The sequence below is a fragment of the Streptomyces sp. MMBL 11-1 genome (assembly GCF_028622875.1).
Classification (GTDB): Bacteria; Actinomycetota; Actinomycetes; order Streptomycetales; family Streptomycetaceae; genus Streptomyces.
In genome coordinates, this window is the sequence record NZ_CP117709.1 from 1,066,280 (window position 1) to 1,090,486 (window position 24,207).

Sequence of the window (24,207 nt, forward strand, 5' to 3'; positions counted from 1 at the left end):
CACGCCTCCCGCTCACCTGTTCGCCGGTTGCCTACCGCTCCTTTCCCGCACGGAAGGAGCGACAACCTCCGCAGCCAGCATTCTGCGCAGACATCCAAGGCAACGGGAACGGATCGGGCCCAAGCTCCCCTGTGACATACCCAACTCCCCTGCGATTTCCCGGTAGGTCGGGTCGCTGGGGGCGAACATCGCCTCCAGCAGCCGGGGGCAGCGGCCGGGCAGCCGGGCCATCGCGGAGCGCAACGCCCGGCGTTCGGCGGCCCCGAGCGCGGCGCGTTCCGGGCAGTCGGCCGGTCCGGCGGCGGGTTCCGTTCCCGCGTACGGGCGTTCCCGCCGGGCCGCGCGGCGTCCGCGGCGGGCCTCGCCCCGTACGGTGTCGCGCACCCAGCGGGCCGCGTCCGCGGGTGGTCCGGCGGCGGCCGGGCGCTCCAGCAGCCGCACCCAGACGCTCTGTTCGAGGTCGGCTGGGTCGAGCCCGGCGGCCGGGGCCTCGGCCCTCGCCTCCGCACGCACCAGGGGTTGTAAGGCACGGACGACGAGGGCGGTGGAAGCGGCCGGGCCGAGGTCGTGGTCGAGAGGCGTCATGTACCGGCGGACGTGCTGGTGACGGCCGCAGGTTGCCCCGGCGGCGCGGCACCACCCGACCGGGGCATACGGGGGCGGGCGGCTGACGGCGCTCCCCCGGTACGAGAGGCACGCCCCCGGTACGAGAGGCACGCCCCCGGTACGAGAAGTGCGCCGCGGGCGCGAGAGATGCGCCGTAGGTGCGAGAGGTGCGCCGCGCCCGCCCCGTACCGGGTCAGCGCTCCGCGAAGTCCGCCGCGGCGAGCAGGGCCGTGTCCGGATGGTCGGCGAAGATGCCGTCGATGCCGGTGGCGAGGTAGGCGGCGCAGGCGCCGAACACGTCGCCGTACGCGTTGGGGTCGGTGCCGCGCCGGAAGTCGGCGGGCAGGAACCTGTTCTCGTTGCGCAGCGTGTACGGGTGCAGCCGCAGGCCCTTGGCGTGCGCGTCCCGTACGAGCGTGGTCGGGGTGGTGAGCCGCCCCGAGGCGTCCTTGGGGATGACGAGATCGAGGGTGGGGCCGATGCCCTGGGCGAAGGAGGCCATCCACTTCAGCCCGGCGGGGGTCACCAGGTCGGCGACCGTGCGCGGGTCGCCCGACTCGACGAAGTCCCAGGGGCGCTCCTTCGGCCCGGAGAGCAGGACGATGCGCGGGGTGTCGACGAGGCGCGCGAGGCGCTGGACCGAGCCGGGCTCGAAGGACTGGAGGATGAGCGCGGAGTTCCGGCGGTCGCGGCCGTAGCGGCGCAGCAGCCGGGCGAGCGGCTCCTCCAGTCCGAGGCCCAGCTCGCGGAAGTAGGTGGGGTGCTTGGTCTCCACGTACAGCCAGACCGGCTTCGAGCGCTTGCGGCCCTCCTTCTCCGCCCAGCGCAGCACCTCCTCGAAGGTGGGGATCGTCCAGCGGCCGTCGTAGAGGGTGTTGTCCGGCCGGGTGCCCGGGATGCGCTCCTGGGCCCGCAGGGTCTTCAGCTCGGCGAGGGTGAAGTCCTCGGTGAACCAGCCGGTCAGGGAGACCCCGTCCACGCTCTTGGTGGTTCTGCGGCCGGCGAACTCGGGGTGGTCGGCGACGTCGGTGGTGGCGGTGATGTCGTTCTCGTGACGGCAGACGAGGTGGCCGTCCTTGGTCGGCACGAGGTCCTGCTCGACGATGTGCGCACCCATGTCGAGGGCCAGCTGGTAGGAGCCGAGGGTGTGCTCGGGGCGGTAGCCGCTGGCTCCTCGGTGGCCGATCACCGTCGGCACGGGCAGATCGCGCAGCGATCCGTGGCCGCCGCCGTGGCCGCGGCCCCGCTCGGCCGCCTCGGCGGTGGCGGGCAGGCCCAGGGCCGCGGTACCGAGGACCGCGGCGCCCAGGAGGCTCCGTCGGCCAGGGCTCTTCCGCGCACGCTCCGTCATGAATGCTCCTCGCTTGGTGTTGTCCGGGACCGGTCGAGCGAGGCCCGATCGTAGGCTGGGAGGTGTACGGGAAGGCGGACCGTCGGCCAACATGGCGCAAACACACGTCAACACCGCCGATCCGCTTCGTGAACCCGATGTGCGATCAGGGCATACCCGCGAGTATCGTCCTCACCTGCACCGACCATCACCCGTCGGCACCGGCCACCGCCCGTACGACCCATTCCATCGCGGCCGGCCAGGCCACGACACCGGAGGAACCGTTGTCCCGTCTCACGGTCATCAAGGCAGTGCTCGGACCGATTCTGCGTCTGATGTTCCGTCCACAGGTGGAAGGCGTCGAGAACATTCCCGGGACCGGGCCGGTGATCCTGGCGGGCAACCACCTCACGTTCATCGACTCGATGATCATGCCGATCTGCTGCGACCGGCCGGTGTTCTACATCGGCAAGGACGAGTACGTCACGGGCAAGGGCCTCAAGGGCCGGCTGATGGCCTGGTTCTTCACCGGCTGCGGCATGATCCCGGTGGACCGGGACGGCGGCCGGGGCGGGGTCGCGGCGCTGATGACGGGGCGCCGGGTGCTGGAGCAGGGACAGGCCTTCGCGATCTACCCCGAGGGCACCCGCTCCCCCGACGGCCGGCTCTACCGGGGCCGGACGGGTATCGCGCGGCTGACGCTCATGACGGGCGCTCCGGTGATCCCGTTCGCGATGATCGGGACCGACAAGCTGCAGCCGGGCGGCGCGGGCCTGCCCCGGCCGGGCAAGGTCACGGTGCGGTTCGGTGAGCCGATGGAGTTCTCGCGCTACGAGGGCATGGACCGCGACCGCTATGTGCTGCGGGCGGTGACCGACTCGGTGATGGCCGAGGTGATGCGGCTGTCCGGCCAGGAGTACGTGGACATGTACGCGACGAAGGCGAAGGCCGCCTGACCGGTACGGCGGTTACGGCGAAGGGCCCGCGCTCCCTCCGGGGCGCGGGCCCTTCCTCGTACGGTCTACGGGTGCTCGACGCCGTCCTCCAGCTTCTGGCCCCGCAGCAGGAACCAGGCCGCGACCGCCGCCGCCAGCAGCACCGCCGCACCGACGCCCGCGGCCGACCGCAGTCCGTCGACGAACGCCTCCTGGGCGGCCGAGACCAGCGGCCCCGCCTGGGCGGCGGGCAGTGCCCCGGCGGCTTCGACCGCCCCGCCGAGCGACTCGTGGGCGGCCGATTCGACGTCGGCGGGGATGCCCGACGGGGTCGGGAAGCCCCGGTAGACGCCGGTGACGATGGAGCCGAGCAGGGCGATGCCGAGGGCCGCGCCCAGTTCGTAGGCCGTCTCGGAGACGGCGGACGCGGAGCCCGCCTGCTCCTTCGGGACGCTGGAGAGGATCACGTCGGCGGTGACGGTGAAGGCGAGGCCCGCGCCGACACCGACGACCAGCAGCATGGAGCCGAGCAGTGGGTACCCGGTGTGCTGGTCGAGCAGCGTCACACTGCCCAGGGCGAGACCGACCGCCGCCAGACCGCCCGAGACGACGGAGCGGACCGAGTAGCGGCGGGCGGCGAACCCGGCCAGCAGACCGGCGGTCACCGCGCCGATCGCGGCGGGCAGTTCGGCGAGCCCGGCCTCCAGCGGCCCACGGCCCTGCACCAGTTGCAGGAACTGGGAGAGGAAGAAGACCAGACCCGACAGACCGAGGATGGTCAGCAGATCGGCGAGGACGGCGCCGGAGAAGCCCCGGTGCTGGAAGAGCCGCATGTCCAGCAGGGGCGCGGGCAGCCGCAGCTGCCTGCGGACGAACCAGGTGAGTGCGGTGACGCCGCCGACGGCCGCCGCCCCGGCCCCCCAGCTCACCCCGTGCGCGGCCGCCTCCTTGATGGCGTACACGACACCGATCATGCCGACCAGGGAGAGCCCGACGCTGAGCATGTCCCACGGGCCGGGGGCCGGGTTCCTGGACTCCGGGATCAGCTTGACGCCGACGACGACGAGGACGGCCATCACGGGCAGGTTGATGAGGAAGACCGAACCCCACCAGAAGTGTTCGAGCAGGAACCCGCCGACGACCGGGCCGACGGCCGCGCCCGCCGAGGCCATCGCGCCCCAGATCCCGATGGCGAGGCTGCGCTCGCGCGGGTCGTGGAAGAGGTTGCGGATCAGGGCCAGCGTGGACGGCATCAGGGTGGCGCCCGCGACGCCGAGCAGCGCCCGGGCCACGATCATCATCTCGGGCGTGGTCGCGTACGCGTTGAGCACGGAGACCGCGCCGAACGCGACGGCGCCGACCAGCAGCAGCTTCTTGCGGCCGATGCGGTCGCCGAGGCTGCCCATCGAGACGAGCAGACCGGCGATGACGAAGGAGTAGACGTCACCGATCCAGAGCAGCTGGGTGCCGGTCGGTTCGAGGTCCTCGCTGAGGAACGGGGTGGCGAGACCGAGGACGGTCGCGTCGACGGCCACGAGCAGCACGGCGAGGACGAGGACGGCGAGCGCGATCCACCGCCCCGGGCGGCGTACGGCGTCCGGGGTGTCCGGGTTCCGGTCGGTGCTGGTCATCGCTCCACGCTCCGGCGTGCTCCGCCGAGCAGCAGCTCGACGATCATGTGCTGGAAATCCTGTGCGGCGACCCGCCCCGCCTGGACGGCCCAGGCGCCGGTGCCGATGAGCCCGTAGAGGGCCTCCGTCAGCCAGGCGGGGGTGAGGTCGATACGGAACTCGCCGCGCTCCTGGCCCCGGCGGAAGAAGGCGGAGACGCGGGCGTCGGCCCGGTTCCAGCCCTCGTTGACCGCGTCGCCCTCGAAGAGCTGGTTCTCGTTGACGAGGAAGGACAGCAGCCCGGCGCTGGGCTCGACGGCCGCGATGAGGCGGCGCAGCCCCTCCTCGGAGGTGTCCTCGTCGAGCCGGGCGGCGTCGAGGGCCGCCTCGAACTCCTGGATGCCGAGATTCTCCAGCGCCCTCACCAGGGCGTCGCGCCCGGCGAAGTGGCGGTGGAGGGTGGCCCGGCCGATGCCCGCCGCCCTGGCGACCTCGTCCATGGTGGCGGTCGATTTGCGGGTCAGCAGGGCGGCGGCGCTGCGCAGCACCTGCTCACGGTCGAGAGTCATGAGACAACCATAACCCATCTGAGACGGACTCGTCTCACCGTAGGGTGTGCGCGGCCTCCCCGGGGAAGCGCGGAGGAAGGGAAGGGGACGGCCGGGGAGAGAGGGCGGCCGGGGCAGGCAGGAGGGGGAACAAAAAAAGTGGCCGGAGGTGAAAGCACTCCTTGCCACTCTCAAGTTATAGCGCATGGGGGGCCTTGCGGCAAGGCCCCCCATATGCCGCAGAATCGTCCGCCGTAGCCCGGCCGGGGCGCCGCCGCCCGTACGTACCGCAGATCGGACCGATGCCGTGAAACCCCTGACCACCAGCGCCTTCGACCTCCCCGACCGCCTCTCACCCAAGGCCGACCCGACGCTGATCGCCGATGACGAGGAGCACTTCGCGGCCATCGCGCACTGCCTGGAACAGTCGATCGCCGAGCTGACCGACCGGCTGGCGGCCGAACGCAGGGCGCCCGGCGGGGCGAGCCGGCAGGCGATGGACCGGGATGTGGAGATCCACCGGCTGACCGCCCGGCTGCGCGCGCTGCGCCGGTTCGGCCTGGACCTGTGCCTCGGGCACATGGTCGCCGCGGACGGCTCGGGGCCGCTGTACGTGGGACGGCTCGGGCTGACCGACAGCACGGGCCGCCGACTGCTGCTCGACTGGCGCTCCCCCGCCGCCGAGCCGTTCTTCGGGGCCACCCACGCCGATCCGATGGGCCTGGCGAGCCGCCGCCGCTACCGCTGGACCGGCGGCCGGATCAGCGACTACTGGGACGAGGTGTTCACCCGGGAGGGCTTCGCCGGGCATGCCGCGCTGGATGACCAGTCCGCGTTCATCGCCAGTCTGGGCGGCCACCGGTCGGCCCGGATGCGCGATGTGCTGGGCACCATCCAGGCCGACCAGGACGCCATCATCCGGGCCGGCTCCCGGGGCGCGCTCGTCGTCGACGGCGGGCCCGGCACCGGGAAGACCGTCGTCGCCCTGCACCGCTCGGCCTATCTCCTCCACTCCGACCCGCGCCTCGGCCACCGCCGCGGTGGCGTGCTGTTCGTCGGCCCGCACGAGCCCTACCTCGGATACGTCTCCGATGTGCTGCCCAGCCTCGGGGAGGAGGGCGTACAGACGTGCACCCTGCGGGACCTGGTCGCCGAGGGAGCGACGGCGGTCGCCGAGACCGATCCGGAGGTGGCGCGTCTGAAGGCGTCGGCTGACCTGGTGAAGGCGGTGGAGCCGGCCGTCCGGTTCTACGAGGAGCCGCCGACCGAGGGCGTACGGGTTCAGACGCACTGGTCCGACATCTGGCTGAGCGCCGCCGACTGGGCCTCGGCGTTCGGGGCGGCGGACCCGGGTACTCCGCACAACGAGGCGCGCGAGCAGATCTGGGAGGAGCTGCTCACGATCCTCGTGGACAAGCACGACGGCGACGCCCCGGAGGAACAGCTGCGCGCCTCGCTGCGGCGCAACCGGGAGCTGTTCGCCCTCTTCGACCGCGCCTGGCCGCTGGTCGAGGCGGCCGATCTGGTCGGCGACCTCTGGTCCGTACCCGCCTATCTGCGTAAGTGCGCCCCCTGGCTGACCTCCCATGAGGTCGGGCGGTTGCAGCGCCCGGACGCCCAGACCTGGACGGTGTCCGACCTGCCTCTCCTGGACGCGGCACGGCAGCGGCTCGGCGACCCGGAGGCGTCCCGGCGCAGACGTCGTCACGAGGCGGCGGCAGCAGCGGAACGCGAGCAGATGGACCGGGTCGTCGAGAGCCTGCTCGCCGACGAGACCCTGGCCGACGCGGACGCGGACGGCGAGGGCGCCCTGGTGATGCTGCGCGGGGCGGATCTCCGGGAGTCCCTGGCCACCGCCGACCGGCCGGGCGGCACCGAGCCCGACGTGCTGGCCGGGCCGTTCGCGCACATCGTCGTGGACGAGGCGCAGGAACTGACCGACGCCCAGTGGCAGATGCTGATCCAGCGCTGCCCGTCCCGGAGTTTCACCGTCGTCGGGGACCGCGCGCAGGCCCGGCACGGGTTCACCGAGTCCTGGCGGGAGCGGCTGGAGCGGGTCGGGCTCGACCGGATCACCCTGGCCTCCCTGACCATCAACTACCGGACGCCCCAGGAGATCATGGCGGCGGCGGAGCCGGTGGTCCGGGCCGTGCTCCCCGACGCCAACGTGCCGGTCTCCGTCCGCGCCAGCGGCATCCCCGTCACGTACGGCCCCGTCGGGGACCTGGACACGGTGCTGGCCGACTGGCTCGCCGCGCACGAGGACGGGGTCGCCTGTGTCATCGGCGCTCCCTCGTTCCGGGCGACGCCGCGCGTGCGGTCGCTGACCCCGGAGCTGTCGAAGGGCCTGGAGTTCGACCTGGTCGTGCTGGTCGACCCGGAGAGGTTCGGCTCGGGTGTCGAGGGGGCGGTGGACCGCTATGTCGCGATGACCCGGGCGACCCGGGAGCTCGTCGTCCTGACGAGCTCCTGAGTCCGTCGGGGCCACGACCTCGGGCGGGCTTCAGTGCCAGGGCAGTGCGGCCCGGTGCCGCCAGTAGGCCTCCGGCTCCTCGACCAGCGCGTCGAGGCGGGCCCGCTGCTCGTCGTCCAGGTCGACGACGGCGGCGTGCAGATTGCCGGAGAGCTGGCCCGCCGTGGCGGCGCCGGAGAGCACGACGCCCGCCCAGGGCTGGTGCAGGACCAGCGCGAGGGCGACCGCGTCACCGCCGACGCCCGCGTCGGCGGCGATCTCCTGGAACACGGCGGGGGCCTCCTCCCCGGCGAGGCGGCCGTTGGCCATGCCCTCCTTGACGATCACGGTGAGCCCGGCGTCGTGGGCCTCGGCCAGCGCGGACGCGGCCGAGGTCTCCAGGGCGTTGTAGGTGGCCTGGACCGTACGGAAGAGGGGTTCGCCGTCGACCGTGACGGCGAGGGCGGCCCGGATGGCGTCGGCCTGGGCGGGCCCGCTGGTGGTGAGGCCGACGGTGACGCCGTCGGCGGCCAGGGCCCCGAGGCGGCCGAGCAGTTCCTTGTCGGTGAGCACCGGGCTGTCCGGGGTGACCGAATGGACCTGGTAGAGGCTGAGCCGGTCGCCGAGAAGGGCCCGGGTCTCGGCGTACTGGCGCTCGAAGGTGGCGAGGCTGTGGTCCTTGACCTCGTGCTGCTCGGCCTCGACGGCCCAGTCGGCGGTGTAGGTGTACCCCCATTTGCTGCCGACGACGAGGTCGGTGAACGAGGGCCGGGCATCCAGCCACTCCGCGAGGAACTCCTCGGCCCGGCCGTAGGAGCGGGCGGTGTCGACGTACCGGACGCCCTGGGCGTACGCGGCGTCCAGCAGTTCGTGCGTACGGGCGCGCAGGGCGTCGGGATCGCGGTCGGCGGGCAGGTCCCGGTCTCGGTGGAGATTGATGTAGCCGGGCCTCCCGACGGCGGCAAGGCCCAGCCCGATGTGGGCGGTCGGGGTCGTCGCGGCGGCCAGGGCGGCGAAGGGCATCGCGGGCTCCTCGGGGTCGGGTTTCGGTTACTCCTACCCCGGTGAGCGCGGCCCGCGACACCCTTCGTCCATCTGGTGCGACGCGGCTCCCGCGCGCACCTGACCGGCGTTACCTGCGACCGGCGGTCGCCCAGGCGTGCTGGGCGGCGAGGTCTTCCTTCACCTCGGCGAGCTGTACGGCGACGGCGGAGGGGGCCGTTCCGCCCCGGCCGTCGCGGGAGGCGAGGGCGCCCCGCACGTGGAGCACCGTGCGGACCTCGGGGGTGAGGTGCTCGGAGATCTTGGCGAACTGCTCGTCGGTGAGCTGGTCGAGCTCGATGCCCTGCCGCTCGCACTCCTTGACGCAGGCGCCGGCCACCTCGTGCGCCACCCGGAACGGAACGCCCTGCTTGACCAGCCATTCCGCGATGTCGGTGGCGAGCGAGAAGCCCGCCGGGGCCAGCTCCTCCATGCGCTCGCGGTGGACGGTGAGGGTGGCCATCATCCCGGTGAAGGCGGGGAGCAGGACCTCCAGCTGGTCGCAGGAGTCGAAGACGGGCTCCTTGTCCTCCTGGAGGTCCCGGTTGTACGCGAGGGGGAGCGCCTTGAGCGTGGCGAGCAGGCCGGTCAGGTTGCCGATGAGGCGGCCCGACTTGCCCCGGGCCAGCTCCGCGATGTCCGGGTTCTTCTTCTGCGGCATGATCGAGGAGCCGGTGGAGAAGGCGTCGTGCAGGGTGACGAAGGAGAACTCCTTCGTGTTCCAGATGATGACCTCCTCCGCGATCCGGGAGAGGTTGACGCCGATCATCGCGGTGACGAAGGCGAACTCCGCGACGAAGTCCCGCGAGGCGGTGCCGTCGATGGAGTTGGCGACCGAGCCGTGCTCGAACCCGAGGTCGGCGGCGACCGCCTCCGGGTCGAGGCCGAGCGAGGATCCGGCGAGCGCCCCGGAGCCGTACGGGGAGACGGCGGTGCGCTCGTCCCACTGGCGCAGCCGCTCGGCGTCCCGGGACAGGGACTGGACGTGGGCGAGCACGTGGTGGGCGAAGAGGACGGGCTGGGCGTGCTGGAGGTGGGTCCGGCCCGGCATCGCCACGTCGGCGTGGGCCTCGGCGAGACCGACCAGCGCGCTCTGGAGGCCGGCGATCAGGCCGCCGATGATCCGGGCGTGGTCGCGCAGGTACATCCGGAAGAGCGTGGCGATCTGGTCGTTCCGCGACCGCCCGGCCCGCAGCTTGCCGCCGAGGTCGGCGCCGAGGAGCTCCAGGAGTCCGCGCTCCAGCGCGGTGTGGACGTCCTCGTCGGCGATGGTCCCGGTGAAGGAGCCGTCCGCGACGTCGGCTTCGAGCTGGTCGAGCCCGGCGAGCATCCGGGTCAGCTCGTCCTCGCTGAGCAGGCCCGCCCTGTTGAGGACGCGTGCGTGGGCTCGGGAGCCGGCGATGTCGTACGGCGCGAGCCGCCAGTCGAAGTGGACGGACGCGGACAGCTTGGCCAGCGCCTCGGCCGGTCCGTCGGCGAAACGCGCGCCCCAGAGCCGGACGTCACCGTTGTTGCTGCTCACTGCGTGCTCCTCAGAAAAGGCGAAGGCAAAGGCCCGGGCGTAGGCCACGGTGCGGATATGCGGCCGCCTCCCTGCCGCGTGACGACGGGGAGGCGGCTGTACAACGAGGGAGGGTCAGGCGAGGTCGCGCTTGGCCGCGATCTTGGAGGAGAGGCCGAAGATCTCGATGAAGCCCTGCGCCTTGGACTGGTCGAAGGTGTCGCCCGAGTCGTAGGTGGCGAGGTTGAAGTCGTACAGCGACTCCTCGGACTTCCGGCCGGTGACGACGGCGCGGCCGCCGTGCAGGGTCATCCGGATGTCGCCGGTGACGTGCTGGTTGGCCTCGTTGATGAAGCCGTCCAGGGCCCGCTTCAGCGGGGAGAACCACAGGCCGTCGTAGACCATCTCGCCCCAGCGCTGCTCGACCTGCCGCTTGTAGCGGGCCAGCTCGCGCTCGACGGTGACGTTCTCCAGCTCCTGGTGGGCGGTGATCAGCGCGATGGCGCCGGGCGCCTCGTACACCTCGCGGGACTTGATGCCCACGAGCCGGTCCTCGACCATGTCGATCCGGCCGATGCCCTGCGCGCCGGCCCGCTCGTTGAGCTGCTGGATCGCCTGGAGGACGGTGACGGGACGGCCGTCGATGGCTACGGGCACGCCCTCCTTGAAGGAGATGACGACCTCGTCGGCCTCGCGCTGGACGGCGGGGTTCTCGGTGTACTCGTAGATGTCCTCGATCGGCGCGTTCCAGATGTCCTCCAGGAAGCCCGTCTCGACGGCGCGCCCGAAGACGTTCTGGTCGATGGAGTACGGGGACTTCTTGGTGGTCGCGATCGGGAGGCTCTTCTCCTCGCAGAAGGCGATCGCCTTGTCCCGGGTCATCGCGTAGTCGCGGACCGGGGCGATGCACTTCAGGTCGGGGCCGAGCGCGGAGATGCCGGCCTCGAAGCGGACCTGGTCGTTGCCCTTGCCGGTGCAGCCGTGGGCGACGATCCCGGCGTTGTGCTTGTGGGCGGCGGCGACGAGGTGCTTGACGATGGTCGGCCGGGAGAGGGCCGAGACCAGCGGGTAGCGGTCCATGTAGAGGGCGTTGGCCTTGATCGCCGGGAGGCAGTACTCCTCGGCGAACTCGTCCTTGGCGTCCGCGACCTCGGCTTCGACGGCACCGCAGGCGAGCGCGCGCTTGCGGATGACGTCCAGGTCCTCGCCGCCCTGGCCGACGTCCACGGCAACGGCGATGACCTCGGCGCCCGTCTCCTCGGCGATCCAGCCGATGGCGACGGAGGTGTCCAGGCCGCCCGAGTAGGCGAGTACGACGCGCTCGGTCACGGGTTTCTCCTTACGGTGCAATCACTGATGGGTATAACTATGCAGTCCACCGTATTGTTTGTCAAAGTGGCAGGTCAGAAGGGTGCACCCGGCCGTTTCACCCGATGTGGTGCGCCATCCGGGGCCGGCGCACCACGTGCGGGCGCACGGCCTCGGCGAGCCGGTGGACAACTGGGCCGTACGGAGCAGGTCCGGTGGGGCGTGCCCGCCGGCCGCCGTACGGTCCGGAGCATGCGCAGATCACTGGTGACCGCCGCCGTACTCCTCGCCCTGGCCGGCTCCCTCGGGGCCGGGCCCGCCGACGCCCCTCGCCTGCCGGACCGGATGGCGGACACGGGCGGCGGCTCCCAGCTGATCACCGCCGAGGCCCCCGACGCCGGCTCCACGACGGGGACCGTGACCTGGTGGGAGCGGCGCGGGGGCAGGTGGGCGGAGGCCGGGTCGGCGCCCGCGCGGTTCGGGGCGAACGGGCTGGTCGAGGGCGACCGCCGGGAGCAGGGCACCAGCACCACCCCCACCGGGCTGTACGACCTGCCGTACGCCTTCGGCACCGAGGACGCCCCGGCGGGGACGACGTATCCGTACCGCGAGGTCTCCGACGACTCCTGGTGGTGCCAGGACAACGAGTCGCGCGCCTACAACCGCTGGGTGGAGCCGCGCCCCGGCCACTGCCGGGCGGCGGAGGCCGAGCACCTGGTCTCCTACGGCACGCAGTACGCCCGTGCACTGGTGATCGGCTTCAACTACGACCGTCCGGTACGGGGCAGGGGCGCGGGAATCTTCCTCCACGTGAACGGGCGCGGGGCGACGGCCGGGTGCGTCTCGGTCCCGGCGGACGCCGTGGCGGAGATCCTCGCCTGGGCGGACCCGGAGCGCGCACCGCGCATCGCGGTCGGCACCGCTTCGGGCCCGACCGCGATCACGCGCTACTGAGCGGGGCTGTTCAGCGGTCGTTCTGAGCGAGCCTCAGCAGGTGGTCGGCGAGCGCCTGGCCGCCGTTCGGGTCGCGGCTGATGAGCATCAGCGTGTCGTCGCCCGCGATGGTGCCGAGGATGTCGTGCAGTTCGGCCTGGTCGATGGCCGAGGCGAGGAACTGGGCGGCGCCCGGCGGGGTGCGCAGCACCACGAGGTTGGCCGAGGCCTCCGCCGAGATGAGCAGTTCGGCCGAGAGCCGCCGCATCCGCTCCTCCTTGGCCGAGCCGCCCAGCGGGGCCTGCGGGGTGCGGAAGCCGCCCTCGCTGGGCACCGCGTAGATCAGCTCGCCGCCGGTGTTGCGGATCTTCACCGCGCCCAGCTCGTCCAGGTCCCGGGAGAGCGTCGCCTGGGTGACGCTCAGCCCGTCGTCGGCGAGGAGCTTGGCCAGCTGGCTCTGCGAGCGGACCGGCTGCCGGTTCAGGATGTCCACGATCCGGCGGTGGCGGGCGGTGCGGGTCTGCGGCACGGACGGCCCGCCGTGCTCGGATTCCTGCGCCTCGGTCATCGTCGTCGCCTCATTCTCCGGAGGGTCATGCTCCGGATCGTCCGTCCCCGTATGCCGCGTCGAGAGCGCTCGGCAGGATCTCCAGGAACGCGTCCACCTCCGCGTCACCGATGATCAGCGGCGGCATGAGCCGTACGACATCGGGGGCGGGCGCGTTCACCAGGAGGCCGGCTCCCTGGGCCGCCTGCTGCACCTGCGGTGCGAGGGGTCCGGTGAGCACGATACCCAGCAGCAGGCCCGCGCCGCGGACGTGGGAGACCAGCGGGTGTCCCAGAGCCTCGACGCCGTCGCGGATCCTCTCCCCGAGCCGCTTGACGTCGGCGAGCACGCCGTCGGCCGCGAGGGTGTCGATGACGGCGAGTCCGGCGGCGCAGGCGACCGGGTTGCCGCCGAACGTGGTGCCGTGGTGCCCGGGCTTCAGCAGGTCGGCCGCCGGGCCGAAGGCGACCGTCGCGCCGATCGGCAGGCCGCCGCCGAGGCCCTTGGCGAGGGTGACGATGTCCGGCTCGACGCCCTGGTGGGCCTGGTGCTCGAACCACTGGCCGCAGCGGCCGACGCCGGTCTGGACCTCGTCCAGGACGAGCAGGGTGCCGGTCGCCCGGGTGATCTCCCGGGCGGCCTCCAGGTAGCCCGCGGGCGGGACGACGACGCCGTTCTCGCCCTGCACCGGCTCGATGACGACCAGCGCGGTGTCGGTGGTCACCGCGGCCTTCAGCGCGTCGGTGTCCCCGTACGGCACGTGGGTGACGTCGCCGGGCAGCGGGCGGAAGGGCTCCTGCTTCCCGGGCTGGCCGGTGAGGGCGAGCGCGCCCATGGTCCGGCCGTGGAAGCCGCCGTCGGTGGCGACCATGTGGGTGCGCCCGGTGAGCCGGCCCATCTTGAAGGCGGCCTCGTTGGCCTCCGCGCCGGAGTTGGCGAAGAAGACCCGCCCCTGACGGCCGAACAGCTGGAGCAGCCGCTCGGCGAGCGCGACGGGCGGCTCGGCGATGAACAGGTTCGAAACGTGGCCGAGGGAGGCGATCTGGGTGGAGACGGCCTCGACGACGGCGGGGTGGGCGTGGCCGAGGGCGTTGACCGCGATGCCCCCGACGAAGTCGAGGTAACGGGTGCCTTCCTCGTCCCAGACGTGGGCGCCCTCGCCGCGGACGAGCGGCAGTCGGGGCGTGCCGTAGTTGTCCATCAGCGCGCCCTGCCACCGCTGAGTGAGTCCTGGCCCCTCGGTGCCGGTCATGATTCCCCCTGTTCAGGCCCTGTGTGTACGTCGATGGGGGCGTCGGGCACGACCATCGTGCCGATGCCCTCGTCGGTGAAGATCTCCAGCAGGATCGAGTGCTGGACGCGGCCGTCGATGACGCGGGCGGTCTCGACGCCGTTGCGCACCGCGTGCAGGCAGCCCCGCATCTTGGGGACCATGCCGCTGGACAGCTCGGGCAGCAGTTTCTCCAGCTGGCTCGCGGTGAGCCGGCTGATGACGTCGTCGCTGTTGGGCCAGTCCTCGTAGAGCCCCTCGACGTCGGTGAGGACCATCAGGGTCTCGGCGTTCAGGGCGGCGGCGAGCGCGGCGGCCGCGGTGTCGGCGTTGACGTTGTAGACGTGGTGGTCGTCGGCGGAGCGGGCGATGGAGGAGATGACCGGGATGCGGCCGTCGTCCAGCAGCGCCTGGATGGCCCCGGTGTCGATGGCGGTGATCTCGCCGACCCGGCCGATGTCGACGAGCTCGCCGTCGATGGTGGGCCGGTGCTGGGTGGCGGTGATGGTGTGGGCGTCCTCGCCGGTCATGCCGACGGCGAGGGGGCCGTGCTGGTTGAGGAGCCCGACGAGCTCGCGCTGGACCTGTCCGGCGAGCACCATCCGGACGACGTCCATCGCCTCGGGGGTGGTGACCCGCAGCCCGGCCTTGAACTCGCTGACCAGGCCCTGTTTGTCGAGCTGGGCGCTGATCTGGGGGCCGCCGCCGTGCACGACGACGGGCTTGAGGCCGGCGTGCCGAAGGAAGACGACGTCCTGGGCGAAGGCGGCCTTCAGCTCCTCGTCGATCATGGCGTTGCCGCCGAACTTGATGACGACGGTCCTGCCGTGGTGCCGGGTCAGCCAGGGCAGCGCCTCGATGAGGATCTGCGCCTTCGGGAGTGCGGTGTGCTTCCGCGCGGTGCTCATGAGCTGTACGCGCTGTTCTCGTGGACGTATTCCGCGGTGAGGTCGTTGGCCCAGATGACGGCCGACTCCGTGCCGGCGGCGAGGTCGGCGGTGATCCTGACCTCCCGGTAGCGCATGTCGACGAGGTCGCGGTCCTCACCCACGCCTCCGTTCTTGCAGACCCAGACGTCATTGATGGCGACGTTGAGCTGGTCCGGCTCGAAGGCGGCCTTCGTGGTGCCGATCGCGGAGAGGACGCGGCCCCAGTTGGGGTCCTCGCCGTGGATCGCGCACTTGAGGAGGTTGTTGCGGGCGATGGACCGGCCGACCTCGACGGCGTCGTCCTCGGTGGCCGCGTTGACCACCTCGATCCGGATGTCCTTGGACGCGCCCTCGGCGTCGCCGATGAGCTGCCGGGCGAGGTCCGCGCAGACGGCGCGTACGGCTTCGGCGAACTCGGCCTGTTCCGGGGCGATTCGGCTGGCGCCGGAGGCGAGCAGCAGCACGGTGTCGTTGGTGGACATGCAGCCGTCGGAGTCGACCCGGTCGAAGGTGGTGCGGGTGGCCTCGCGCAGGGCGGCGTCCAGCGCGGGTGCGGGGACGTCGGCGTCGGTGGTGAGGACGACGAGCATGGTGGCCAGGCCCGGGGCGAGCATGCCCGCCCCCTTGGCCATGCCGCCGACGGTCCAGCCCTCGCCGCCCGCGACGGCCGTCTTGTGCACGGTGTCGGTGGTCTTGATGGCGATGGCGGCCTTCTCACCGCCGTGCTCGCTGAGGGCCGCGGCGGCCTGCTCGATGCCGGGGAGCAGCTTGTCCATGGGGAGCAGGAGACCGATGAGCCCGGTGGAGGCGACGGCGATCTCGCCGGCGCTGTGACCCTCCAGCACCTCTGCGGCCTTCTCGGCGGTGGCGTGGGTGTCCTGGAAGCCCTGGGGCCCCGTACAGGCGTTGGCGCCACCGGAGTTGAGGACGACGGCGGTGACCTCGCCGCCCTTGAGGACCTGCTCCGACCAGAGCACCGGGGCGGCCTTGACGCGGTTGGAGGTGAAGACGCCCGCGGCGGCGCGGCGCGGCCCGTTGTTGACCACGAGGGCCAGGTCCGGGTTGCCGCTCTCCTTGATTCCCGCGGCGATGCCCGCCGCGACGAACCCCTGTGCTGCCGTGACGCTCACGGTGCCACTCCGATCGTCGAAAGACCTGTGTCCTCGGGGAGTCCGAGGGCGATGTTCATGCTCTGGAGGGCACCGCCCGCGGTGCCCTTGGCGAGGTTGTCGATGGCGCTGATCACGATGATCCGCCCGGCCGCCGCGTCGTACGCGACCTGGACCTGTACGGCGTTGGAGCCGTACACCGCGGCGGTGGCGGGCCACTGCCCCTCGGGCAGCAGGTCCACGAACGGCTCGTCCGCGAAAGCCTTCTCGTACACGGCCCGCAGGCCCTGGGCGCTCACCCCGGGCCTGGCCTTCGCGCTGCACGTGGCGAGGATGCCGCGCGGCATGGGCGCGAGGGTGGGCGTGAAGGAGACGGTGACCGGCTCACCGGCGGCGGCGCTGAGGTTCTGGATCATCTCCGGCGTGTGGCGGTGCCCGCCGCCGACGCCGTACGGGGTCATGTTGCCCATCACCTCGGAGCCGAGCAGATGCGGCTTGGCCGCCTTGCCCGCACCCGAGGTGCCCGACGCGGCGACGACCACGGCCTCCGGCTCGGCGAGGCCGGCCCCGTACGCGGGGAAGAGCGCGAGGGACACGGCGGTCGGGTAGCACCCGGGCACGGCGATGCGCCGGGAACCGGCGAGCGCCACCCGCCCGCCCGGCAGCTCGGGCAGCCCGTAGGGCCAGGTCCCGGCGTGCGGGGACCCGTAGAACGCCTCCCAGTCACCGGCGTCCTTCAGCCGGAAGTCGGCCCCCATGTCGATGACGAGGACCTCCTCCCCCAACTGCTCCGCGACGGCGGCGGACTGGCCGTGCGGAAGCGCCAGGAAGACGACGTCGTGACCGGCGAGCACCTCGGCGGTGGTGGGCTCCAGCACCCGGTCGGCCAGCGGCCACAGGTGCGGCTGGAGCGACCCGAGCGCCTGCCCGGCGTTGGAGTGCCCGGTGAGAGCACCGATCTCGACGCCCGGGTGCGCCAGCAGGAGGCGGAGAAGCTCCCCGCCGGCGTAGCCGCTCGCCCCTGCCACTGCTGCTCGTACCACCATCGGTAACCCTCCTGATCGATGGCATGACTATACGCATCGGCGCACTTTTATGCAAAGAGTCGCGGGGGCGAGGGCGCACGTGACCGGGAAGCGGCGGCGAACACCCCCGCCACGGCCGGAATGTTCGCCACGTGGGCCGACCCGAGGACGACCGTGGAGTCCCGCCCGGCCGACGGAGGCGCCCGACGCGGGGGCGTGCCCGGCATGCGCGGTGGTCTTCGCGTCGGCTCCTGGGCGAAACGCCGCCGCCGGTGGCCCCCCGTGCGGGGGCCACCGGCGGCGGTGCAAGCGGCAGTGCGTGTGGCGGCGCGTGTGCGCGTGCAGCGGTGTGTCAGTGGAAGATGACCGAACGCACCTTCAGCCGCTCCGAGGCCCCACCGGTGTGCGGGCGAAGCGGGAAGGAAGCGCCCTGGCAGTCGACATCCGTGAAGACCTCCGCCCAGGCGTCCGTGCGGTTCTTCGGGGAGTGTCCGGGCTCGGGGTTCTCCAGGCCGACGCCCGGGAGGTTGACACACTCGCCGCTGGGCGGGCTGTTCAGGAAGCCGGTCGCCTCGTACCCCTCGACGGTCACGTAGTCGTAGCGGAACTGTCCCTCGGCGGCCGAAGCGGAAGTGGGAACGGCGGCGAGCAGCAGAGCGGCGCCGAGAACGGCGGGAAGGGCGGAGCGAAAGCGCATGGGTGTAATCCTTCTGGACGGTGGGGTGTTGCCGTGACTGCCGCACCCCTCCCCCGACAACAGGCCGGTCCGGTTCCGGGTGGGGCCACGCGCGGGAATGTGTATCCGCGAGCGCACTGACGGACGGGGCCCCGAAGCGGCAGTGGCGTGACGCTACGCATACATGGTGACACATAAAGTGACGGACCATGATCCGGGGCCGCCCCGGGACGGGGCGACGGGCGACACCGGATGGGGAATCCGACGGCGGGACCGACGCCGCGAGGCACCGCCGCCGACCGCCGGGCACGTCCGGGCCGGGCCGTCACCCGGTGCGGCGCACCGGCGCTACGGCACATCCCATCGGACGAGCGCCCTGGCGACCGGCGTCCCAGTGCGTCGCGCGTACGCCAGCCGCTCACGCACCTCACGCGGCGTCCGTGGACGGAATCCCGGCCCGCCGCAGCAGCTCTTGTGGAACCCCACTCCCGCGTTCAGCAGCACCGCGAGGGCCCGCCATGCCGCGACATCCCGCCTTCGCGGCGCGGCGAAGGCCGATCCCGCGTGGATCATCGGCCCCGCGCAGCGCGGACAGTTCCGCTGCCTCGCCCGGTCGTGGGGCTGCTTGAAGGAGGCCCGGCAGGGGAGGCAGACGTACGAGGTTTTCCCATGGCTCACGGGGTGAGCTTAGGGATCGCGCCGGGAGACGGCCATCGACTTCCGCGGGGCTCGACCAGGGCCGGACGGCACGGGCGGAGGCGATACTGGTCGTAGCGGTCGCCCCGCCGCCGAACCGGCTCCTGGCCGGGGCGGCCGGTGGGGCACGCCTTGCCGATGCCTCTGAGGGGAGCCGTTCATGACCACGGCGAAAGACCTGTTCATCATCGCCATGGATCCGGTACCGGAGCACACCGTGGGGCAGGGTGACCTGTCGCTCGCGCTCGCGGGAGCCGAACTGCTCGATCTCATCGGTGCGGGGGCCGTCGCCGTGGACGGCGACCTCATCGTGCCGGGCGGGTCGTCGGCGCCGGACGACCCGCTCCTCGGCTCGGCCGCCGCGCAGATCGTCCGGCAGCCGCCCTACGAGCGGATCGAGGACTGGCTGTGGCGGCGGGGCCGGGACCTCGCGGCCACCTACCAGGACGCGCTGAAGGAGGACGGCGAACTCACGCAGAAGCGAAGCGGTCGGCTGCCCTTCGGCCCCAGACGCGTGGAGCTGGTCGATACACCCGGCCGCCACCGGGCCGTCGGCCGCCGGGAGGAGGGGGAACCCGTCCTGGCCGCCCTCGCGTCGGCCGTGGGCATCGACGGCGGACGATCCGGCGACGACGAGCCCCGCCTCGACGACGAGACGGTGACGACCGTGGTCGCCACCGTCCACGAAGCGGTGATGGAGCTGGAGGCCGTACGCCAGAGGCGGACCATCGAGAACACGGCCTTCGCCAACATCTGGCGCGGACCGTGAGCCGGAGTCCGTCACGCTTCCCCGGCTCAGCGAAGTCCGCTCCGACGGGACGCGGGCGCGGAGCCAGGCGCTGCACACGCTGTCCAAGATCGGCGACCGGCGGGCGTGGGCGGCGCTCACCCGGGCGCTTCTGACCGACGCCGACGACGAGGACCGCGCCATCGCGCTGACCGCGGCGTACCTGCTTCAGCCGCGCGACCTGGGGTGACGGACCTCGCCCGGGGTGCCGCCCACGGGGGCCACCGCGGCGTGGGCCGTCGTGGCCTCCAGCTCCTCCGGTTCCTCCGGTTCCTCCGGTTCCTCCGGTTCCTCCGGTTCCTCCGGTTCCTCCGTCCGCGCAGGGCCCCGCGCCGCGTCCCGTGACGCGGGGCCCCTCCGCGGCCGGTCCAGGAGCAGCGGAATGGCCAGTGCGGGCAGCAGCCAGACGAACACGATGAGGCGGTAGCCGAGCAGTTGGTCGAGGTTCGGGTGGCCCGCCTGGTTGAGGAGGCCTGCCGCCCCTGCCGCCAGGGCGACGGGCAGCACCACGGAGCGCCGTTTCAGCAGCGCCCAGGCCGAGAGTGCGAGCAGGACGGGGAGGACCGGGTAGGTGGCCTGGCGGCGGAGCCACGCCGACCAGAAGATCCGCTCCTGGACGAAGAACTCGGGCCAGGGGTCGGGCAGATCGGGGCGCTGGTAGTGGTGGGTCAGCAGGTCCTGGGCGCTGTCCTGGCCCATGGGCCAGGACAGGAGGTGCGCCCCGGCGTAGACGATCGCCGCCAGCGCACCGCACAGCCCAGCCGCCCGCAGTACGGGCGCGGGCCTCCGCCGCTTCAGGCGGAGCCACCCGGACCAGGCCAGGAAGACGCCCGCGAGGGCGACCGCCAGCAGCAGGGCCTGCGAGTAGCGGACGAGGAACATCAGGGCGAGTCCGCCCGCCACGAGCGCCGCGCCCGTACGGGGCCGGTCCCGCAGCAGCAGGACGCAGCCGAGGACGACCGCCGTGCCGAGCGCCAGGGAGAGCCCGTCGCTCAGGGGGTTCATGGCGACGGTGCCGGTGGGCAGGGCGAGGTACAGGGCCTGTCCGGCCAGACCGGCGCGCCGGGAAGCCCCCGCGGCCCGGAGGGCGAGCAGGACGCAGACGCTTCCGGCCAGCGCCACGACGAGCCCGGCGAGCCAGAGACCCCAGGTGAGGCCGAAGGCGGTCACGAAGGGGACCAGGAGCAGCGGATAGCCGGGCCTGGCCTCGAAGATGGCCATGAAGCGCTGGTTGGCGAACGGCGCGGTCATGCCCGACGTGTTGCCGTGGCCGGACCAGTACGCGACCGAGTCGTTCAGGCGGCGCACGCACTGTTCCTCCGACTCTCCCGCGGCCTTCCTGCTGGTCCAGGGGATGGTGTTCAGGGGGGCGTGCTGCCCGCTGGCACAGGAGTAGCCGATGGCCAGCCGGCCCGCCTCCCGGCGGTCCTCGCCGCTGAGGCTCAGGGCGTAGGAGAGGTAGTTCTTCGTATCGGGTGATGCCCGTCCGGTGACCGCTGTCAGCTGGAGTCCGGCGAAGGCCACGGCGATGAGGAGCATCCCGACGAGACCGAGGTGCTGGGTTCTGCGAGAGCTCGGCACCAGCCTGCGGATGTTCTGCAACGGACTGCGGATGTGCGTCATCGGCCTGCGGATATGCGGCGTCGACCTGCGGATGTGCGTCATCGGCCTGCGGATGTTCGGCATCGGACGGACACTCCCCTGCATACGGCGGTTGCTCCATCAACGAGACAACCGGCGTGGGGTGGCGTTGCGGGGCGGCTCCGGATCCGCCCCGCAACGCCCAGGGCCTTGGGGCGGCTTCCGAACCGCCCCGCAACGCCCAGGTCATGAACGCCGTCGAGAAGGCTCAGCGAGTGGAGCGGGCGGCCCGGTCGGAGGGCCGCGCGGGGAGGGGCAGCGAGGAGACGGTGAAGGGGAGCGACTGCGGCGGCAACCCCGCGGACCAGCGGTTGAACTGACTGTTCACCACCAGCACCCGGCCGGCCGCGCCCGCCCCGTCGGCCGCCCCGTCGACCGCCCTGCTCGTGAGGGCGACCGCGCTCGGGTGCAGCAGCCCTTCCGGCGGCGCGAGTCCGTCCACCACGCGCCCGCGTGACAGGTCCTCGCTCATCTCGACGACCGCGACACGGGACTGTGCCCCGGGCCCCTCGAAGAGGTCACCCTGCGAGACGTACAGGCGGCCGTCGCGCCAGGCCAGGCCGTCGCCGCCCGGGAGGTTCTCACCATCGAGATCCACCTCGACGACCTCTCGGGTCGCCGGGTCGATCCGCCACAGCCGCCCGGTGTTGCTCTGCACCGCGAGCAGCCGGCTTCCCACGGCGACGATGCCGTTGAGGTTGTGCTGCCCGTGGATCCACTCGACGCCGGCCGCCTCGACGTCGAGCCAGGGACGCATCGCCCAGCGTCCGCCCGGTGCTCGCGTCACGCGGTAGATCTGGGGCTTGAACGAGTCGGTGACGTAGGCCGTGCCGTCACCGGCCAGGGCGATGTCGTTGACGAATCCGCCCGTTCTGCCCTTCAGCCGGGCGAGCAGAGCCTTGCTCCCGGTGTCGTAGATCCGCAGAGTGCCCGTCGCGCCTCCCCCGGCGAAGAGACGCCCCGCGGGGTCGATGTTCATTCCCGAGGTGAAGGTGCGTCCGTCCTGGCCCGCGGGCGACCAGACCTCGACGGCCGGCTCGGAGAGGTGCCCCCGGTAGAGCGTGCCGTCCTCCGCGCTGCCGACGTAGAAGTGGCCGGACGTGGGGTCCATGGCGAGTCCGGTGGGGAAGGCCCGGTCACCCGGCACCACGTACCGGTCGGGCGGAGCGGCCCTCCCCGGGGCGGGTGCGGCCTCTCCGGGGGCAGGTGCGGTGTCCCCGGGGGCGAGGGCGAGCGATGCGGCGGTGAGCGCCGCGACGGTGACGGCTACGAGCAGGCGCATGAGGTGTGGAATCCCTCTCGATGGCGTCGGAGCCCCGACGGCCGTCGGGGCTCCGGTGTTCCCGTGCTGCTGTGCCATCGTCGGCCGGGGCGGGCCGTCCTCCCGCTGCCGTGCCGCCCCCCGGGTCCCGCTGTCCCCGGGTCGCGCCGTCCCTGGGTACGCCGCACCCACCATCGTCCGACGCGCCGCGGCGCCGGGGCCGGCTCCTCCGTCGTCACCGCTCGGCCAGTGCGTGCAGCACCTTCGCCTCCGGAGTGTCCGGCGGCGCCGTGTAGACGAGCAGGCTCAGCTCCGGGTCCTGGGGGAAGGAGGTGATCTCGTAGCCGAGCGCGAGCCGGCCCAGCTCCGGGTGATCGATGCGTTTGACGCCGTACGCCTTCGTCCGGACCGTGTGCGCCGCCCAGTGACGCCGGAACTCCGGGCTCGCCGCGTTCAGCTCGTCGATCAGCTCCGCGAGCAGGCGGTCCTCGGGAAAGCGGCCCGCGGCGATCCGGAGCGTGCCGACGGCCTCCCGGGCGATCGTGTCGCGCTCCGGGTAGCGGCTGCCGATCCTCTCGTCGAGGAGATGGAGGCGGCACATGTTCCGGTCCCGGGGCGGGAGCCGGGCGAAGTCGGTGATGAGGGCACAGGCAGGACGGTTCCAGGCGAGGACGTCCATTCGGCGCCCCATGGCGAGGGCGGGTGCGGCGATCCAGTCCAGCAGGTGCCGCACTTCGGGTCGTGTGGCCTCACCACCGTCCGGGGCGTGGGCCGGAGACGACCGGGCCGTACGGTCCGCGCCGGACGCGGCGCGGGCGGCCCCGTTCCGCTGCCGGCGCGCGAGCCGTACGAGGTGGTCGTGCTCGTCCCGGTCCAGTCGGAGAGCGACGGCGACGGCTCCGAGGACGGCGTCGGACGCCCCGTGGTTGCGGCCCTGTTCCAGCCGGACGTAGTAGTCGACACTCACACCCGCCAGATGCGCCAGCTCCTCCCGCCGCAGGCCCGGCACGCGGCGTCTGCCGGAACCCGAGGCGAAGCCGACGTCCTCGGGACGTATCCGGGCCCGCCGTGAGCGTAAGAAGTCGCCCAACTCTCCCTGTGTACCCATACGTTCATTGTCTCCGCACGCCCGGCCCGGAACGAAGCGGACAGGACGGCCGGTCACGGGAGCAGCGAGCCCCGGTGCGCTACCGGCCCCGCGGCTTTCCGCGCTTGCCGCCCTGGCCTCCGGTCCGTCCGCCCGACGAGGGCTTCCTGCCCGCCGCGGGCCTGTTCCGGGCGCCACCCGACCCGCCGCCCGCACCGGCCCGCTTGCCCTTGTCCTTCGCTTTGGCCTTGTCCTTGGCCTTGTCCTTCGCCGGGCGCGGCGGGGTGGCCGCGCGGCCACGGGTGCTGTTGACGGTGCGCCCCCGGACGATCCCGATGAACTCCTCCACCAGGTCGGGGGTGATCTCCGCCTCGGGCCAGGACAGGGCCACGCGTGACACGGGGGCTTCCGGGACCGGACGGTAGGTGAGGTCCTTGCGGTGATGGAGGCGGGCCAGGGACTGCGGGACGAGGAGGACGCCCACGCCCGCCGCCACCAGTTCGATCGCGTCCGCCGTGGTCGCCGGGCGCTCGGCGGCGGGGCGGCCGGGCAGGGTCTCCCAGTCGAGGAGGTCGTCCAGCGGGTGCAGCACGATCTCGTCGGACAGCTCGGCGAGCGACACCTCCTCCGCGGCGGTCGCGACGTGGTCCTTGGGGATCACGACGACGGTCGTCTCGGTGTAGAGGGGGATCGCGCTCAGGACGCTCCGGTCGACCGGGAGCCGTACGAGACCGGCGTCGGCGCCGCCGCCCGCGAGCAGATCCGGCGCCTCGGCGGCGGTGGCCTGGACGAGTTCCAGGGAGGTGGCGGGCAGCCGCTCGTGCCAGACCCTCACCCACTTGGTGGGCGTCACGCCGGGGACGTACGCGAGCCTGAAGGATGAGGGGATGTCCGAGCCTGTCACGGAACCAGGCT

Annotated in this window: 22 protein-coding genes and 1 pseudogene; 5 read left to right on the forward strand and 18 right to left on the reverse strand. The window is 72.5% G+C overall.

From position 1 onward, the window contains the following. Positions 1-12 precede the first annotated feature (12 nt). Both PSQ21_RS04430 and PSQ21_RS04435 read right to left on the reverse strand, forming a co-directional pair. Positions 13-585: a sigma-70 family RNA polymerase sigma factor gene (locus PSQ21_RS04430; RefSeq protein WP_274029087.1), complete on the reverse strand. Its 573-nt coding sequence runs from the start codon at positions 583-585 to the stop codon at positions 13-15. A 214-nt stretch (positions 586-799) separates the two neighbouring features. After that, a complete protein-coding gene (locus PSQ21_RS04435; protein WP_274029088.1) occupies positions 800-1,957 on the reverse strand; it encodes a glycerophosphodiester phosphodiesterase in 1,158 nt (385 codons plus the stop codon). Positions 1,958-2,220: 263 nt separating this feature from the next. On the opposite strand from PSQ21_RS04435, the gene PSQ21_RS04440 reads away from it, so the two are divergent. Further along, on the forward strand, positions 2,221-2,892 hold the full coding sequence (locus tag PSQ21_RS04440; protein WP_097867516.1) for a lysophospholipid acyltransferase family protein: 672 nt from the start codon (positions 2,221-2,223) through the stop codon (positions 2,890-2,892). Positions 2,893-2,957: 65 nt separating this feature from the next. Here the strand turns inward: PSQ21_RS04440 and PSQ21_RS04445 are convergent, their stop codons facing one another. After that, positions 2,958-4,502 (reverse strand): MFS transporter, encoded by a 1,545-nt coding sequence (locus PSQ21_RS04445; RefSeq protein WP_274029089.1) that lies wholly within the window; start codon positions 4,500-4,502, stop codon positions 2,958-2,960. Continuing rightward, positions 4,499-5,050 carry a TetR/AcrR family transcriptional regulator gene (locus PSQ21_RS04450; RefSeq protein ID WP_274029090.1) on the reverse strand — a complete coding sequence of 184 codons (552 nt, stop codon included), beginning with the start codon at positions 5,048-5,050 and terminating at the stop codon, positions 4,499-4,501. Before PSQ21_RS04450 ends, PSQ21_RS04445 begins: the two co-directional genes overlap by 4 nt. Before the next feature lie 286 nt (positions 5,051-5,336). Here PSQ21_RS04450 and helR point away from each other — a divergent pair, with 286 nt between their 5' ends. Further along, positions 5,337-7,502 carry an RNA polymerase recycling motor ATPase HelR gene (gene helR / locus PSQ21_RS04455; RefSeq protein ID WP_274029091.1) on the forward strand — a complete coding sequence of 722 codons (2,166 nt, stop codon included), beginning with the start codon at positions 5,337-5,339 and terminating at the stop codon, positions 7,500-7,502. A 30-nt stretch (positions 7,503-7,532) separates the two neighbouring features. Here helR and PSQ21_RS04460 read toward each other — a convergent pair whose 3' ends face one another. The 3 genes from PSQ21_RS04460 to PSQ21_RS04470 all read right to left on the reverse strand — a co-directional run bounded on the left by PSQ21_RS04460 (position 7,533) and on the right by PSQ21_RS04470 (position 11,352). Then, on the reverse strand, positions 7,533-8,504 hold the full coding sequence (locus PSQ21_RS04460; RefSeq protein ID WP_274029092.1) for an aldo/keto reductase: 972 nt from the start codon (positions 8,502-8,504) through the stop codon (positions 7,533-7,535). Between the two features lie 109 nt (positions 8,505-8,613). Continuing rightward, a complete protein-coding gene (gene argH, locus PSQ21_RS04465) occupies positions 8,614-10,044 on the reverse strand; it encodes an argininosuccinate lyase (RefSeq protein ID WP_274029093.1) in 1,431 nt (476 codons plus the stop codon). A 114-nt stretch (positions 10,045-10,158) separates the two neighbouring features. Next, positions 10,159-11,352: an argininosuccinate synthase gene (locus PSQ21_RS04470; protein ID WP_274029094.1), complete on the reverse strand. Its 1,194-nt coding sequence runs from the start codon at positions 11,350-11,352 to the stop codon at positions 10,159-10,161. A gap of 231 nt (positions 11,353-11,583) precedes the next feature. Between PSQ21_RS04470 and PSQ21_RS04475 the strand changes: the two genes are divergently transcribed. After that, positions 11,584-12,285, forward strand: a complete 702-nt coding sequence (locus PSQ21_RS04475) for a L,D-transpeptidase family protein (protein WP_274029095.1) — start codon at positions 11,584-11,586, stop codon at positions 12,283-12,285. A gap of 10 nt (positions 12,286-12,295) precedes the next feature. Here PSQ21_RS04475 and PSQ21_RS04480 read toward each other — a convergent pair whose 3' ends face one another. From PSQ21_RS04480 to PSQ21_RS04510, 7 genes are all read right to left on the reverse strand, one after another. Further along, on the reverse strand, positions 12,296-12,832 hold the full coding sequence (locus PSQ21_RS04480) for an arginine repressor (RefSeq protein ID WP_006123291.1): 537 nt from the start codon (positions 12,830-12,832) through the stop codon (positions 12,296-12,298). A gap of 25 nt (positions 12,833-12,857) precedes the next feature. Next, positions 12,858-14,063, reverse strand: a complete 1,206-nt coding sequence (locus tag PSQ21_RS04485; protein ID WP_274029099.1) for an acetylornithine transaminase — start codon at positions 14,061-14,063, stop codon at positions 12,858-12,860. After that, positions 14,060-14,989 (reverse strand): acetylglutamate kinase, encoded by a 930-nt coding sequence (gene argB / locus PSQ21_RS04490; protein ID WP_274029101.1) that lies wholly within the window; start codon positions 14,987-14,989, stop codon positions 14,060-14,062. The genes PSQ21_RS04485 and argB overlap by 4 nt, the downstream gene beginning before the upstream one ends. Next, positions 14,986-16,140, reverse strand: a complete 1,155-nt coding sequence (gene argJ / locus PSQ21_RS04495; RefSeq protein WP_274029102.1) for a bifunctional glutamate N-acetyltransferase/amino-acid acetyltransferase ArgJ — start codon at positions 16,138-16,140, stop codon at positions 14,986-14,988. The genes argB and argJ overlap by 4 nt, the downstream gene beginning before the upstream one ends. After that, positions 16,137-17,165 (reverse strand): N-acetyl-gamma-glutamyl-phosphate reductase, encoded by a 1,029-nt coding sequence (gene argC, locus PSQ21_RS04500; RefSeq protein ID WP_274029103.1) that lies wholly within the window; start codon positions 17,163-17,165, stop codon positions 16,137-16,139. Before argC ends, argJ begins: the two co-directional genes overlap by 4 nt. Positions 17,166-17,496: 331 nt before the next feature. Then, the gene (locus tag PSQ21_RS04505) at positions 17,497-17,841 is read right to left on the reverse strand and encodes a hypothetical protein (protein ID WP_274029105.1); all 345 of its coding nucleotides are present in this window, start codon (positions 17,839-17,841) and stop codon (positions 17,497-17,499) included. Positions 17,842-18,168: 327 nt separating this feature from the next. Further along, positions 18,169-18,498, reverse strand: coding sequence for a deoxyxylulose-5-phosphate synthase (locus tag PSQ21_RS04510; protein ID WP_274029107.1), 330 nt, complete (start codon positions 18,496-18,498; stop codon positions 18,169-18,171). Between the two features lie 178 nt (positions 18,499-18,676). On the opposite strand from PSQ21_RS04510, the gene PSQ21_RS04515 reads away from it, so the two are divergent. Both PSQ21_RS04515 and PSQ21_RS04520 read left to right on the forward strand, forming a co-directional pair. Continuing rightward, a complete protein-coding gene (locus PSQ21_RS04515; RefSeq protein WP_274029109.1) occupies positions 18,677-19,285 on the forward strand; it encodes a GOLPH3/VPS74 family protein in 609 nt (202 codons plus the stop codon). Then, a pseudogene (locus PSQ21_RS04520) lies at positions 19,281-19,478 on the forward strand (HEAT repeat domain-containing protein); the annotation flags it as partial. The gene PSQ21_RS04515 and the pseudogene PSQ21_RS04520, both read left to right, overlap by 5 nt. Here the strand turns inward: PSQ21_RS04520 and PSQ21_RS04525 are convergent. The 4 genes from PSQ21_RS04525 to PSQ21_RS04540 all read right to left on the reverse strand — a co-directional run bounded on the left by PSQ21_RS04525 (position 19,472) and on the right by PSQ21_RS04540 (position 24,196). Further along, positions 19,472-20,884: a hypothetical protein gene (locus tag PSQ21_RS04525; protein WP_274035637.1), complete on the reverse strand. Its 1,413-nt coding sequence runs from the start codon at positions 20,882-20,884 to the stop codon at positions 19,472-19,474. The pseudogene PSQ21_RS04520 and the gene PSQ21_RS04525 overlap by 7 nt on opposite strands. Before the next feature lie 268 nt (positions 20,885-21,152). Further along, positions 21,153-22,226, reverse strand: coding sequence for an SMP-30/gluconolactonase/LRE family protein (locus PSQ21_RS04530; RefSeq protein ID WP_274029111.1), 1,074 nt, complete (start codon positions 22,224-22,226; stop codon positions 21,153-21,155). Positions 22,227-22,440: 214 nt separating this feature from the next. Next, on the reverse strand, positions 22,441-23,313 hold the full coding sequence (locus PSQ21_RS04535) for a helix-turn-helix transcriptional regulator (RefSeq protein ID WP_274029112.1): 873 nt from the start codon (positions 23,311-23,313) through the stop codon (positions 22,441-22,443). A gap of 79 nt (positions 23,314-23,392) precedes the next feature. Next, positions 23,393-24,196, reverse strand: a complete 804-nt coding sequence (locus PSQ21_RS04540) for a LysR family transcriptional regulator substrate-binding protein (RefSeq protein ID WP_274029113.1) — start codon at positions 24,194-24,196, stop codon at positions 23,393-23,395. Between the last annotated feature and the right edge of the window lie 11 nt (positions 24,197-24,207).

Coding starts and splice junctions, on each gene's coding strand:
- PSQ21_RS04430 (WP_274029087.1), bottom strand. CDS start 585: ATGACGCCTCTCGACCACGACCTCGGCCCGGCCGCTTCCACCGCCCTC.
- PSQ21_RS04435 (WP_274029088.1), bottom strand. CDS start 1,957: ATGACGGAGCGTGCGCGGAAGAGCCCTGGCCGACGGAGCCTCCTGGGC.
- PSQ21_RS04445 (WP_274029089.1), bottom strand. CDS start 4,502: ATGACCAGCACCGACCGGAACCCGGACACCCCGGACGCCGTACGCCGC.
- PSQ21_RS04450 (WP_274029090.1), bottom strand. CDS start 5,050: ATGACTCTCGACCGTGAGCAGGTGCTGCGCAGCGCCGCCGCCCTGCTG.
- PSQ21_RS04460 (WP_274029092.1), bottom strand. CDS start 8,504: ATGCCCTTCGCCGCCCTGGCCGCCGCGACGACCCCGACCGCCCACATC.
- PSQ21_RS04475 (WP_274029095.1), top strand. CDS start 11,584: ATGCGCAGATCACTGGTGACCGCCGCCGTACTCCTCGCCCTGGCCGGC.
- PSQ21_RS04480 (WP_006123291.1), bottom strand. CDS start 12,832: ATGACCGAGGCGCAGGAATCCGAGCACGGCGGGCCGTCCGTGCCGCAG.
- PSQ21_RS04485 (WP_274029099.1), bottom strand. CDS start 14,063: ATGACCGGCACCGAGGGGCCAGGACTCACTCAGCGGTGGCAGGGCGCG.
- argB (WP_274029101.1), bottom strand. CDS start 14,989: ATGAGCACCGCGCGGAAGCACACCGCACTCCCGAAGGCGCAGATCCTC.
- argC (WP_274029103.1), bottom strand. CDS start 17,165: ATGGTGGTACGAGCAGCAGTGGCAGGGGCGAGCGGCTACGCCGGCGGG.
- PSQ21_RS04505 (WP_274029105.1), bottom strand. CDS start 17,841: ATGCGCTTTCGCTCCGCCCTTCCCGCCGTTCTCGGCGCCGCTCTGCTG.
- PSQ21_RS04515 (WP_274029109.1), top strand. CDS start 18,677: ATGACCACGGCGAAAGACCTGTTCATCATCGCCATGGATCCGGTACCG.
- PSQ21_RS04530 (WP_274029111.1), bottom strand. CDS start 22,226: ATGCGCCTGCTCGTAGCCGTCACCGTCGCGGCGCTCACCGCCGCATCG.
- PSQ21_RS04535 (WP_274029112.1), bottom strand. CDS start 23,313: ATGGGTACACAGGGAGAGTTGGGCGACTTCTTACGCTCACGGCGGGCC.